Consider the following 12,646-nt stretch of genomic DNA (forward strand, 5'->3'; position numbering starts at 1 on the left):
GAGGCGCAGTGAGCGTCACGGCAGCCAAGGGATTCACGGCGGCGGGCATCGCCGCCGGGATCAAGGAGAACGGCAACCCGGACCTGGCGCTCGTCGTCAACACCGGGCCGCGCCGTGCCGCCGCGGGCGTCTTCACCTCCAACCGCGTCAAGGCCGCGCCGGTCCTGTGGTCCGAGCAGGTGCTCGCGGGCGGCCAGGTCTCCGCCGTCGTCCTCAACTCCGGTGGCGCCAACGCCTGTACGGGCCCGCTGGGCTTCCAGGACACCCACGCCACGGCCGAGAGGGTCGCGGACGCCCTGGGCGAGAGCGCGGCGGAGGTCGCTGTCGCCTCGACCGGCCTGATCGGCATCCGGCTCCCGATGGACAAGCTGCTGCCCGGCGTCGACACGGCGGTCGCCGAACTCTCCGCGCACGGCGGCGAGAAGGCGGCCATCGCCATCAAGACCACGGACTCGGTGCACAAGACGGCCGTCGCCGAGGGCGACGGCTGGACCGTCGGCGGCATGGCCAAGGGCGCGGGCATGCTCGCGCCGGGCCTCGCCACGATGCTCGTCGTCCTCACCACCGACGCCGACGTCGACGCCGCAGGACTGGACGGCGCGCTGCGGGCCGCCACCCGCGTCACCTTCGACCGGGCCGACTCCGACGGCTGCATGTCCACCAACGACGCCGTCTATCTCCTCGCGTCCGGCGCCTCGGGCGTCACCCCCGGCCAGGAGGAGTTCGCCGCGGCCCTCACCGAGGTCTGCGACAGCCTCGCCCGTCAGCTCATCGGCGACGCCGAGGGCGCCTCCAAGGACATCCGCGTCGAGGTGGTGGGCGCCGCGAGCGAGGACGACGCCGTCGAGGTCGGACGCTCCATCGCGCGCAGCAACCTCCTCAAGTGCGCCATCCACGGCGAGGACCCCAACTGGGGCCGGGTGCTCTCCGCGATCGGCACCACCTCCGCCGTCTTCGAGCCCGACCAGCTCAACGTCGCCATCAACGACGTCTGGGTCTGCAAGAACGGCTCGGTCGGCGAGGACCGCTCAGGAGTCGACATGCGGTTCCGCGAGGTCCGCATCACAGCCGACCTCGCCGCGGGCACCGAGTCCGCCGTCATCTGGACCAACGATCTCACCGCCGACTACGTCCACGAGAACAGCGCCTACTCCTCATGAGCTCCCCCAACCTCCGGCCGGGGGTCCCCCCGCGCAAGCACACCGCCCTGCCCAAGGCGCAGACCCTCATCGAGGCGCTGCCCTGGCTGACCCGCCACCACGGCAAGACCGTCGTCATCAAGTTCGGCGGCAACGCCATGATCGACGACGAGCTGAAGTCCGCGTTCGCGCAGGACGTCGTCTTCCTGAGGCATGCCGGCCTCAAGCCGGTCGTCGTCCACGGCGGCGGCCCGCAGATCAGCGCCCACCTCGACAAGCTGGGCCTGGTCTCGGAGTTCAAGGCCGGGCTGCGCGTCACCACGCCCGAGGCGATGGACGTCGTACGGATGGTGCTCGCCGGACAGGTGCAGCGCGAACTCGTGGGACTGCTCAATCAGCACGGCCCGCTGGCCGTCGGCATGACCGGCGAGGACGCCCACACCATGACCGCCACCAAGCGCTTCGCCGAGATCGACGGCGAGGCCGTGGACATCGGCCGGGTCGGTGAGATCACCGACATCGACGCCGGAGCCATACAGGCGCTGCTGGACGACGGCCGGATCCCGGTCGTCTCCTCCATCGCCCGCAGCGCCGACGACGGCCACGTCTACAACATCAACGCCGACACCGCAGCAGCCGCACTCGCCGCCGCGCTGGGCGCCGAGACGCTGATGGTCCTCACCGACGTCGAAGGGCTCTACGAGGACTGGCCGAACAGCGACGAGGTCATCAGCAAGCTGACGGCCAGCCAGCTGGAGGGGCTGCTGCCGGAGCTGGCGAGCGGCATGGTCCCCAAGATGGAGGGCTGCCTGCACGCCGTCCGCCACGGGGTACGCACCGCGCGCGTCATCGACGGCCGGGTGCAGCACTCGATCCTGCTGGAGATCTTCACCGACGAGGGCATCGGCACGATGGTCGTGGCCGACGACCGCGAAGCGGCCGACGACCGGGAGACGGGGACGGCATGACGCACGATCAGAACACCACGAGCGCCGCGCAGAAGTCGGGCAACCAGGAGCTGACCCGGCGCTGGCAGGGCGCCCTCATGGACAACTACGGCACGCCCCGCCTGCCGCTGGTGAACGGACAGGGCGCCACCGTCCGCGACGCCGAGGGCCGGACGTACACCGACTTCGTCGGCGGCATCGCCGTCAACGCCCTCGGCCACGCCCACCCCGCCGTCGTCCGGGCCGTCTCGGAGCAGATCGCCACCCTCGGGCACGTCTCCAACCTCTTCGTGGCCGAACCCCCCGTCGCGCTCGCCGAGCGGCTGCTCCAGCTCCTCGGCCGCCCCGGACGCGTCTACTTCTCCAACTCCGGTGCGGAGGCCGTCGAAGCGGCCGTCAAGATCGGGCGGCGTACGGGGCGTACGCACATGGTCGCCACCGAAGGCGGCTTCCACGGCCGCACCATGGGCGCCCTCGCCCTCACCGGCCAGCCCGCCAAGCAGGAGCCGTTCCGGCCGCTCCCCGGCGACGTCACGCACGTGCCGTACGGGGACACCGACGCGCTGCGCGCAGCCGTCACGGGCGACACCGCGCTCGTCGTTCTCGAACCGGTCCAGGGCGAGAACGGCGTCGTCGTACCGCCCAAGGGCTATCTGGCCGCCGCCCGGGAGATCACCCGGGCCACCGGCACGCTGCTCGTCCTGGATGAGATCCAGACCGGCATCGGGCGTACGGGCCACTGGTTCGAGCACCAGGCGCAGGGCGTCGAGCCCGATGTGGTCACCCTCGCCAAGGGGCTCGGCGGCGGACTGCCGATCGGCGCGACCGTCGCCTTCGGCGAGGCTGCCGACCTCCTGACGCCCGGGCAGCACGGCTCGACCTTCGGCGGGAACCCGGTCGCCTGTGCGGCCGCGCTCGCCGTCCTCGACACCCTCCAGGCCGAAGGAATCCTCGACCGCGTCAAGCGCACCGGCGAACGCCTGCGGTCCGGGATCGAGGCGCTCGGCCACCCGCTGGTCGGCCAGGTCCGCGGCGCGGGCCTGCTGCTCGGTATGGTGCTCACCGAGCCCGTTGCGCCTGAGGTGCAGCGGGCGGCGCAGGAAGCCGGTCTCCTGGTGAACGCGGTCGCACCCGACGTGGTGCGGCTCGCCCCGCCGCTGATCATCGGCGAGGGCGAGGTGGACGCGTTCCTCGGGGCGCTCCCGGCGATCCTGGACGCGGTGTACGGGGAGCGACGATCCGGAGAATGACGACGATGAGCCAGGCGCAGGACAGCGAGCGCGGCGGACCCGACCAGGGCGGACCCGCGGTGCCCCAGACCCGTACCGCCCGGCACCGCCGGATCGTCGACATCCTCGGCAGGCAGCCGGTTCGCTCCCAGAGCCAGCTCGCCAAACTGCTCGCCGACGACGGCCTGTCCGTCACGCAGGCGACGCTCTCCCGAGACCTGGACGAGCTGGGCGCCGTGAAGATCCGCAACACCGGCGGTGAGCTGATCTACGCGGTGCCGAGCGAGGGCGGCGACCGTACCCCGCGGGCGCCGCTGGGGGAGTCGGCGAGCGAGGGGCGCATGGCACGCCTCGCGGGGGAACTGCTGATCTCGGCTGAGGCGTCGGCGAACCTGGTGGTGCTGCGCACCCCGCCCGGCGCCGCCCAGTTCCTCGCGTCGGCCATCGACCAGGCGGAGGTGCACGAGATCATCGGCACCATCGCGGGTGACGACACGCTGCTCCTGATCAGCCGCGCCCCCACGGGCGGCCAGGCGCTGGCCGACCACCTGCTGAGGCTGGCGCAGAAGGCGCGCTGAGGGGTCCGGTCGCCCTCCCGCCGGCATCCGGGCGTGGCGGCGGCAACGGTTGAGCGTGGCGGCAAGGGTCGCTTGCGGCCGGGGAGTTGACGACCCGGCTCCGTTCACATAGGTCGGGCCGAGTTCACGTGGACGCCTCAGCGGCGGCTCAGTTCACGTGGGCGAATTCCCGGAAACCCGCCGTGCACCACGTCCGCCCCGACGGCTCGACCGCGAACGCCTCCACGTCCGGCAGGGCCTCCAGCCACTCCCGGGACGACGCGCCGCGGGCGAAGGCCGCGGTCGCCCACGCGTCCGCCGCCGTCAGGCCGCGGGTCAGGACGGTGACCGAGGCGAGGGAGTCCGCGGGCGGCGCCCCGGTGCGCGGGTCCAGGACGTGGCAGCCGCGCTCGGCCGTACCCGACGTCGCCACCCCCAGATCCCCGTCCGACTCGACGATCGCGACGAGGTCGCCCGGGTGCAGCGGGTCGCTGATGCCGATCCGCCAGGGGCGGCCCGGCTCCTTCTCACCGCTCAGCTGGATGTCACCGCCGCCGTTGATGCAGGTGTCGCCCAGTCCGCGGGCCGCCAGCAGACGCGAGGCGCGTTCCACCGCCCAGCCCTTGACCAGGCCGGTGGGGTCGAGCGCACCCGCGTACCGCGTGCTGAACCAGCCGTCGCTGCGCGCCTCGGCGGCCTCGCACAGGGCGAGGACCTCGGCGATCAGCGGGTCGCAGTCACCCGCGGTCAGCTCGCCGCGGGCCAGCCTGCTCATCTCGCTCTCCGGCTTGTAGAGCGAGAACAGCGCGTCCACCCGGTGCAGCCAGTTCGCGGCCGCGTCCACCGCCGCCTCGGCCCCCTCCGCCCCGGCGGACTCGCCGCGGACGTCGAACGAGAAGACCGTGCCCATGGCGTGCTCGACCCGGCGCAGCCGCGGCTGTTCCGCCACCGGGTCAGACACCGGCCTTGTCCAATGCGCTCTGCAGCGAGCGCGAGTAGCCCTCACTGGTGTACGTGGCCCCCGACACCGCGTCGATCTCACCGCTCCGTGACTGCACGGCCTTCTGGTTGAGCTGGGGGACCGCCTTGGAGGTGATCTGCTTCGACATCGGCGTCGAGGCGGGTGCCTGTGTGGCGGCGGCCTGGGTGACGCGGCCTCCGGACACGGTGAGGCGGACCTGCACCGGGCCGTAGTCGGTCTGCACGGCGTCGCCGACGACCGTACGGGCCCCGCCGCCCTGACCGCCCTCCTCCTGCTCTCCGCCTTGCCGTTCTTCGCCCGAACCCTGTCCGTCCGATCCCTCACCGCCCGGCTCGTCCTGCTGCTGCCCGTCCTGCTGCGGCGGGTTGCCCTGCTGCCGCCCTGGCTCCTGTGGCCCGGAGCCGCCCTGCTGCTCCGGCTGTCCCGCGGGAGCCGATGCCGGGGGCGCGGCGGGCAGACCGCTCGCCTGCGTCGAACTGCTCGGCAGGCCAGGGGCCTTGAGTGCCAGCAGCATCACGACGCCGGAGACGGTCGCGGCCGTGCTGAGCAGGATGTGGCGCAACGGATGCTTCTTCATGAACTCACCATTCGAAGGACTCGTGGTGGATACGGTTCGCCGGAACGCCCGCTTCGCGCAGCGCCTCGTAGGACTCCTCGGCGAGTCCCGGCGGTCCGCACAGATACGCGTCGTGGCTGTCGATGTCGGGGAGGACCTTGCGCAGGTTCTCGGCGGAGATCTCGGGGCGGGCGCCGTCCGGGCCGTTCACCGCGTACAGCAGCCGGGCCCCGCGTGCGTCGGCGATCTCCCTCAACTCGCCCCACAGCGCCAGGTCTTCGTGCCGCCGCGCCCGGTAGAGCAGCGTCAGGTCCCCGGGGCGGGCCGGCATCGTCTCGAAGAGCGCGCGCAGCGGGGTGATGCCCGCGCCGCCCGCGATGAGCAGCACCTTGCTGCCGCGGCCGCGCCGCCGCCGCGCCGCGGTGAGCGCCCCGTACGGGCCTTCGGCCCAGACGCGCGTGCCCGGCTGCAGCCCGGCGAGGGCGGCGCTGTGGTCGCCCGCCGCCTTGACGGTGATGCGGATGCGGTTGTTGTGCGGCGGCGCCGAGAGGGAGTACGGGTTGGCCGTCCAGCGCAGCCCCTTGGTGAGGAAGCGCCAGCGGAAGAACTGCCCGGCCTGGGCGCCCAGCAGGTCCAGCCGACGCCCGCTCATGACCACCGAGACGACGCCGGGCGCCTCCTCGATCGTGGCCTCGACGCGCAGGCGGTGGCGGAGGTTGAGGCGTACGGGCGTGAGGAACCGGTACCAGACCACCAGCAGGGTCGTGCCGCCGTAGATCCCGTACCAGGCGGCACGGGCACCGGGGTCGTCCACGAACTCGGTGCCCGCGCTGAGCTGGTGCCAGTACGCGAGGAAGACCGCCGCGTAGGTCATGAGGTGCAGGTAGTACCAGGTCTCGTAGCGCATGCGGCGGCGTACGAGACCGGCCGAGACGAAGCCCACGATCAGCAGCAGGCTCGTGCCGATGGCCGCCTCGATCATGTCGGGGTACTCGAGGACCACCGAGACGGTCTGGTCGACGAACGTCGTGCCGGACTCCAGCGCGTAGCCGGCGACGATCGAGGCGATGTGGGCCAGGATGAGGAAGATCGTGTAGCGGCCCGCCATGGCGTGCCAGCGGGTCACCACGTCCGAGCCCACGCGCCGTTCGAGGGCCGGCACGCGGGCCATCAGGGCGACCACGATCGCCGTGGAGTAACCGGCGAGCAGGCCGGTGATGCGCCCGGCGCCGATGAGCCAGTCGGCCGTGGTCTCCACCGCGATGGTGTTGATCCACCAGGGGTAGAGCACCGCGATCGCCCCGGCCCAGATGACGGCCAGCATCGGGCGCGCGGGCGAGCGGCGCGGTCGCATCCGTCGTTCGGCCTGACGCTGTGCCGCCCGGCCTCGGTACGGAATGGTCGTCGTCAACCCTCTCGCCTCCCAATGGCGCCATCCCTGACCTGTGCTGACCAGTGATACGGAGCGGGAGGGGCGGTCACTCAATGGCCGCGAGGATTCGCGCGAGAGATTTCCGGCCGTGTTCCGTCGATTTCACGCCTCGGCCGGAAGCGCTGCTCGTGTCGTCGCGGGTCGTGCGGAGTGCGGGTGCCCGGGGTGCGGGGCGCGTGTGTGCGGGGCGTGGGGGCGCGCGGCACGTCTCCTCCGCGGGCGTGGGCGCGCCCCCGCTGCCTCAGTCCGTACGCGCCGGAAGCGGCAGCGGCAGGGCCGGCAGTCCGTCGAGGCTGACACCCACGTACTCCTTCTTCGCGCAGTACGCGGCGAACTCCTCGTCCGTCTTCCGTCCGAAGTGCTCGGCGTGCTGCGTGCGCTCCTCGCGGTAGTCCATGAAAGGGACGGCGAAGCCGCAGCTGTCGCCGATCCGCTCGGCGCGGACCACGACGATCGCCCGGGCGGCCGGGCCGTCGGCCTCACCGAAGCGGGCTGTCAGCTCACCCCAGCGCGGGTCGTCGCGGAAGACGGGCTCGCCCCGGCCGTGAACCCGCAACACCTTCGGGGGGCCGGTGAAGGCGCACCACATCAGGGTGATGCGGCCGTTCTCGCGGAGGTGCGCGATGGTCTCGGCGCCGCTGCCGCCGAAGTCCAGGTACGCCACGGTCAGCGGGTCGAGCACGACGAGCGTGCCCGCGCGGCCCTTCGGCGAGAGGTTGACGTGACCGTCCCCGGCGAGCGGTGCGGTGGCGGTGAAGAACACCGGCTGTGCCTCGATGAAGGTGCGGATCCTGCCCTCGATGCGTTCGTAGACCTGTCCCATGGCCGTGATTCTTCCGTCCCCTCCCGGGACGGATCCGTCCCGGGAGGATCCGCCAGGCGGTCGGGACTGCTGTGACCTGCGGTTTCGAGGAGCCACTCCGACGCTTTGACGAATCATGCAGAGGAGTGCATACTTATTCCATCAAGCGCATGCACCGTAAGGAGAGACCCGTGACCGAGCGCGTCGTACTCGCCTACTCAGGCGGCCTGGACACCTCCGTCGCCATCGGCTGGATCGCCGAGGAGACGAGCGCCGAGGTCATCGCCGTTGCCGTGGACGTCGGCCAGGGCGGCGAGGACCTGGACGTCATCCGCAAGCGCGCTCTCGACTGCGGTGCGGTCGAGGCGGAGGTCGCGGACGCCAAGAACGAGTTCGCCGACGAGTACTGCCTCCCGGCGGTCAAGGCGAACGCCCTCTACATGGACCGCTACCCGCTGGTCTCGGCGCTCTCCCGGCCGACCATCGTCAAGCACCTCGTCGCCGCCGCCCACAAGCACAACGCCTCGATCGTGGCGCACGGCTGCACGGGCAAGGGCAACGACCAGGTGCGGTTCGAGGCGGGCATCTCCTCCCTGGCCCCCGACCTGAAGTGCATCGCCCCCGTCCGGGACTACGCGATGACCCGGGACAAGGCCATCGCCTTCTGCGAGGACAAGGGCCTGCCGATCGCCACGAGCAAGAAGTCCCCGTACTCCATCGACCAGAACGTCTTCGGGCGGGCCGTGGAGACCGGCTTCCTCGAGGACATCTGGAACGCCCCGATCGAGGACGTGTACGAGTACACCGAGAACCCGGCCACCCCGCGGGAGGCCGACGAGGTGGTCATCACCTTCCAGCAGGGTGTCCCGGTCGCCATCGACGGCAAGCCCGTCACCGTCCTCCAGGCCATCCAGCAGCTCAACGAGCGCGCCGGTGCCCAGGGCGTCGGCCGGATCGACATGGTCGAGGACCGGCTGGTCGGCATCAAGTCCCGTGAGGTGTACGAGGCGCCCGGCGCGATCGCGCTGATCACCGCCCACCAGGAGCTGGAGAACGTCACCGTCGAGCGTGAACTCGCCCGGTACAAGCGGCAGGTCGAGCAGCGGTGGAGCGAACTCGTCTACGACGGCCTGTGGTTCTCCCCGCTGAAGCGCGCCCTCGACGGCTTCATCGACGAGGCCAACGAGCACGTCTCCGGCGACATCCGGATGACGCTCCACGGCGGCCGTGCCGTCGTGACCGGCCGGAAGTCCGCGGAGTCGCTCTACGACTTCAACCTGGCCACCTACGACACCGGTGACACGTTCGACCAGTCGCTGTCGAAGGGCTTCATCGAGATCTTCGGCATGTCGTCGAAGATCGCGGCCAAGCGCGACCTCGCCTGAGGGTAACGTCCTTCACCGCCGCCTCCTCGCCTCCCGGCGGGGAGGCGGCGGTGCATCACCCGGCATTCCCCTCCTGAATTCCCCCCCCGCATTTCCGCCTTGATCAGGACCTTCCGAGGAGCACAGCAGTGAGCAACGGCAACGGTGGCGACGTCCGTCTCTGGGGAGCCCGGTTCGCCGACGGGCCGTCGGAGGCGCTGGCGCTGCTCTCCGCGTCCGTCCACTTCGACTGGCGGCTCGCGCCGTACGACATCGCGGGCTCCCGCGCCCACGCGCGCGTGCTCCACAAGGCCGGACTGCTCACCGCCGACGAGCTGGAGCGGATGCTCGCCGGACTCGACCGGCTGGAGGCCGACGTCGCCGACGGCAGCTTCACCGGAACCGTCGCCGACGAGGACGTGCACACCGCCCTGGAGCGCGGGCTGCTGGAGCGGCTCGGGCCCGACCTCGGCGGCAAGCTGCGCGCCGGCCGCTCCCGCAACGACCAGATCGCCACCCTCTTCCGGATGTATCTGCGGGACCACGCCCGCATCATCGGCGGTCTGCTCGCCGACCTCCAGGAGGCCCTGACCGGCCTGGCCGATGCGCATCCGAACGTCGCCATGCCCGGCCGGACACACCTCCAGCACGCCCAGCCCGTCCTGTTCGCGCACCATGTCCTCGCGCACGCACAGGCGCTGTCCCGGGACGCGGAGCGGCTGCGGCAGTGGGACGAGCGGACCGCGGTGTCCCCGTACGGCTCCGGCGCCCTCGCCGGTTCCTCCCTCGGCCTCGACCCGGAGGCCGTCGCCGCCGACCTCGGCTTCGAGCACGGCTCGTCGGGCAACTCCATCGACGGCACCGCATCCCGCGACTTCGTCGCCGAGTTCGCCTTCATCACCGCGATGATCGGTATCGACCTGTCCCGGATCGCGGAGGAGGTCATCATCTGGAACACGAAGGAGTTCTCCTTCGTCACCCTCCACGACGCCTTCTCCACCGGTTCGTCGATCATGCCGCAGAAGAAGAACCCGGACATCGCCGAGCTGGCGCGCGGCAAGTCCGGCCGCCTCATCGGCAATCTGACGGGGCTTCTGGCGACGCTGAAGGCGCTGCCGCTCGCCTACAACCGCGATCTGCAGGAGGACAAGGAGCCGGTCTTCGACTCCTGCGACACCCTGGAGGTCCTGCTGCCCGCCTTCACCGGCATGATGGCGACGCTCACCGTCCACCGCGAGCGGATGGAGGAGCTGGCCCCGGCCGGGTTCTCGCTCGCCACCGACGTCGCCGAGTGGCTGGTCAAGCAGGGCGTGCCGTTCCGTGTCGCGCACGAGGTCGCCGGTGCGTGCGTCAAGGAGTGCGAGGCGCACGGCATCGAACTGCACGAGCTGACGGACGAGCAGTTCGCGGCGATCTCCTCGCACCTCACGCCCGAGGTCCGCACGGTCCTGGACGTGCCGGGCGCGCTCGCCTCGCGCAGCGGCCGCGGCGGTACGGCCCCCTCGGCCGTCGCCGTCCAGCTCGCCGAGGTCAAGGCCGACGTGGCGCAGCAGAAGGCATGGGCGGCGGCGAAGGGCTGAGACACTGGCGCGCGGGCCGGAACGCGATGGGCCCGCGCACGCCGACATCCACGGGAGGAACCCGCCATGGCCTTCGCCCGCCTCGCGGAAGCGGCCACGCCGACCGCCCGGATCGGACTGGGCCTGGCCGCGGTCGGCCGCCCCGGCTACATCACCCTCGGCCGCGACCGGGACCTCCCGGACACCCGTACCGTCGACGCGATGCGCGAGCGGGCCCACGCCCTGCTGGACGCGGCGTACGCGGGCGGGGTGCGCTACATGGACGCGGCGCGCTCGTACGGGCGCTCCGAGGAATTCCTGGCCGAGTGGCTGCGAAGCCGCCCGGACGCCGGTGACGTCGTCGTCGGCAGCAAGTGGGGCTACACCTACACGGCCGGCTGGCGGGTCGACGCCGACGTCCACGAGGTGAAGGACCACGGCGTCGCCACGTACGACCGGCAGCGCGCCGAGACGGACGAACTCCTCGGCGCGCGACTGGACTTGTACCAGATCCACTCCGTGACCACGGACAGCCCGGCCCTCACCGACCGTGCCCTCCACGAGCGCCTGGCGCGGCTGGCCGACGAAGGCGTCACGGTCGGCCTGACGGCCAGCGGGTCCGCGCAGGCCGACGCGATCCGCGCGGCGCTGGAGGTCACGGTCGGCGGCGCGCCGCTGTTCCGTACGGTCCAGGCGACGTACAACCTGCTGGAGACGTCGGCGGGACCCGCGCTGGCCGAGGCGCACGAGGCCGGGCTGACCGTGATCGTGAAGGAGGCCGTGGCGAACGGCCGCCTCGCGGCCCCCGGGCAGGCCCCGCCTGAAGTGGCCGCCGTCGCAGGCGAGTCGGACGCCGGGTGCGACACGGTCGCGCTGGCGGCCGTACTCGCCCGTCCCTGGGCCGGGGTCGTCCTCTCCGGCGCGGCCACCACCGGTCAGCTCGCCTCCAACCTGGCCGCGGCGACCCTCACCCTCGACGAGGACCGCCTCGCGCGCCTGGAAGCCCTGGCCGAGGAGCCCGGCGCGTACTGGCGGCACCGCTCGGCGCTGCCCTGGCAGTGAGCGGGCGCCGCCAACACTCCGCAGGGACGGCGGAGTTCGCCCCGGCCCGCAGGGCGCGGCGGGGGCGTCCGGTGGGCCCGGCTCGCATAGAGTCACCGGGACGGCGTGTTCGACCGAGGAGGCGCGGCATGACCACGCGCGACTGGCGGCTCACCCGGACCTTCCGCAGCGCTTCCGGGGAGGTCCGCTGGGACCGGTTCGGCGAGGCGGGACTGCCGCCGGTCGTGCTGCTGCACGGCACGCCGTTCTCCTCGTACGTCTGGCGGGCCGTCGCCCGCTCCCTCGCGTACAGCCACCAGGTCCACGTCTGGGACATGCCCGGCTACGGCACGTCGGAGAAGAGCAAAGGACAGGACGTCTCGCTCGCCGCCCAGGGCCGGGTCTTCACCGCGCTCCTGGAGCACTGGGGCCTGGACGAACCCCTCGTCGTCGCCCATGACTTCGGCGGCGCCGTCGCCCTGCGGGCCCATCTGCTGCACGGTGCCCGCTACGGCCGCCTGGCGCTCGTCGACCCCGTGGCGCTCGCGCCGTGGGGGTCGCCGTTCTTCCGGCTGGTCGGCGAGCACGCCCCGGTCTTCGAACAGCTGCCGCCCGCGCTGCACCGGGCACTGGTGCGCGAGTACGTGGGTTCCGCGAGCGGCCCCGGTCTGCACCCGGCGATCCTGGACCGGCTCGTGGAGCCCTGGCTCGGCGAGGCGGGACAGCGGGCGTTCTACCGGCAGATCGCGCAGGCGGACCAGCGGTACACCGACGAGATCGAGGGCCGTTACGGGGAGCTGGACCTGCCGGTGCTGATCTGCTGGGGGACCGACGACACGTGGATCCCGCAGGAGCGGGGGCATGAACTCGCCGCGCGCATTCCCGGCGCGCGGCTGCGTCCGATCCGGGGGGCCGGTCATCTCGTCCAGGAGGACGCCCCCGCCGAGCTGACCGCCGCCCTTCTGGACTTCCTGGCCTGAGAAGCCGCACACCGGCCGCCGTGTCGACGCCCACGGTGACGATACACACACGTATCGC

Annotated in this window: 12 protein-coding genes; 8 read left to right on the top strand and 4 right to left on the bottom strand. The window is 72.1% G+C overall.

What is annotated here, in order from left to right; translation table 11 throughout:
* Positions 1–8 precede the first annotated feature (8 nt).
* From argJ to ABZ822_RS12325, 4 genes are read left to right on the top strand one after another with little or no spacing between them, the layout of a single operon-like run.
* Entirely contained in the window at positions 9–1,160 is a 1,152-nt protein-coding gene (argJ, locus tag ABZ822_RS12310) for a bifunctional glutamate N-acetyltransferase/amino-acid acetyltransferase ArgJ (protein WP_360851064.1), read from the top strand.
* A complete protein-coding gene (gene argB, locus ABZ822_RS12315; RefSeq protein WP_360851067.1) occupies positions 1,157–2,107 on the top strand; it encodes an acetylglutamate kinase in 951 nt (316 codons plus the stop codon). Before argJ ends, argB begins: the two co-directional genes overlap by 4 nt.
* Entirely contained in the window at positions 2,104–3,336 is a 1,233-nt protein-coding gene (locus ABZ822_RS12320) for an acetylornithine transaminase (RefSeq protein ID WP_360851069.1), read from the top strand. Before argB ends, ABZ822_RS12320 begins: the two co-directional genes overlap by 4 nt.
* 5 nt (positions 3,337–3,341) lie before the next feature.
* Positions 3,342–3,893: an arginine repressor gene (locus ABZ822_RS12325; protein ID WP_360851460.1), complete on the top strand. Its 552-nt coding sequence runs from the start codon at positions 3,342–3,344 to the stop codon at positions 3,891–3,893.
* Positions 3,894–4,041: 148 nt separating this feature from the next.
* Here the strand turns inward: ABZ822_RS12325 and ABZ822_RS12330 are convergent, their stop codons facing one another.
* The 4 genes from ABZ822_RS12330 to ABZ822_RS12345 form a co-directional block, all read right to left on the bottom strand.
* A complete protein-coding gene (locus ABZ822_RS12330) occupies positions 4,042–4,782 on the bottom strand; it encodes an FAD:protein FMN transferase (RefSeq protein ID WP_360851462.1) in 741 nt (246 codons plus the stop codon).
* A gap of 43 nt (positions 4,783–4,825) precedes the next feature.
* Complete coding sequence (locus tag ABZ822_RS12335) at positions 4,826–5,431, bottom strand: FMN-binding protein (protein WP_360851072.1); 606 nt, start codon at positions 5,429–5,431, stop codon at positions 4,826–4,828.
* Between the two features lie 4 nt (positions 5,432–5,435).
* Complete coding sequence (locus tag ABZ822_RS12340) at positions 5,436–6,821, bottom strand: ferredoxin reductase family protein (protein ID WP_360851075.1); 1,386 nt, start codon at positions 6,819–6,821, stop codon at positions 5,436–5,438.
* Between the two features lie 262 nt (positions 6,822–7,083).
* Positions 7,084–7,665 (bottom strand): pyridoxamine 5'-phosphate oxidase family protein, encoded by a 582-nt coding sequence (locus tag ABZ822_RS12345; RefSeq protein WP_360851078.1) that lies wholly within the window; start codon positions 7,663–7,665, stop codon positions 7,084–7,086.
* Positions 7,666–7,835: 170 nt separating this feature from the next.
* Here ABZ822_RS12345 and ABZ822_RS12350 point away from each other — a divergent pair, with 170 nt between their 5' ends.
* The 4 genes from ABZ822_RS12350 (at position 7,836) to ABZ822_RS12365 (ending at position 12,588) form a co-directional block, all read left to right on the top strand.
* Positions 7,836–9,029 (top strand): argininosuccinate synthase, encoded by a 1,194-nt coding sequence (locus ABZ822_RS12350; protein ID WP_360851081.1) that lies wholly within the window; start codon positions 7,836–7,838, stop codon positions 9,027–9,029.
* 128 nt (positions 9,030–9,157) lie between these two features.
* Positions 9,158–10,588 (top strand): argininosuccinate lyase, encoded by a 1,431-nt coding sequence (gene argH, locus ABZ822_RS12355; RefSeq protein ID WP_360851084.1) that lies wholly within the window; start codon positions 9,158–9,160, stop codon positions 10,586–10,588.
* Positions 10,589–10,654: 66 nt separating this feature from the next.
* Positions 10,655–11,629: an aldo/keto reductase gene (locus ABZ822_RS12360; protein WP_360851087.1), complete on the top strand. Its 975-nt coding sequence runs from the start codon at positions 10,655–10,657 to the stop codon at positions 11,627–11,629.
* A 128-nt stretch (positions 11,630–11,757) separates the two neighbouring features.
* Positions 11,758–12,588, top strand: a complete 831-nt coding sequence (locus ABZ822_RS12365; protein WP_360851090.1) for an alpha/beta hydrolase — start codon at positions 11,758–11,760, stop codon at positions 12,586–12,588.
* Positions 12,589–12,646: the final 58 nt, after the last annotated feature.

This window comes from Streptomyces sp. NPDC047108, from assembly GCF_040643575.1.
Classification (GTDB): Bacteria; Actinomycetota; Actinomycetes; order Streptomycetales; family Streptomycetaceae; genus Streptomyces.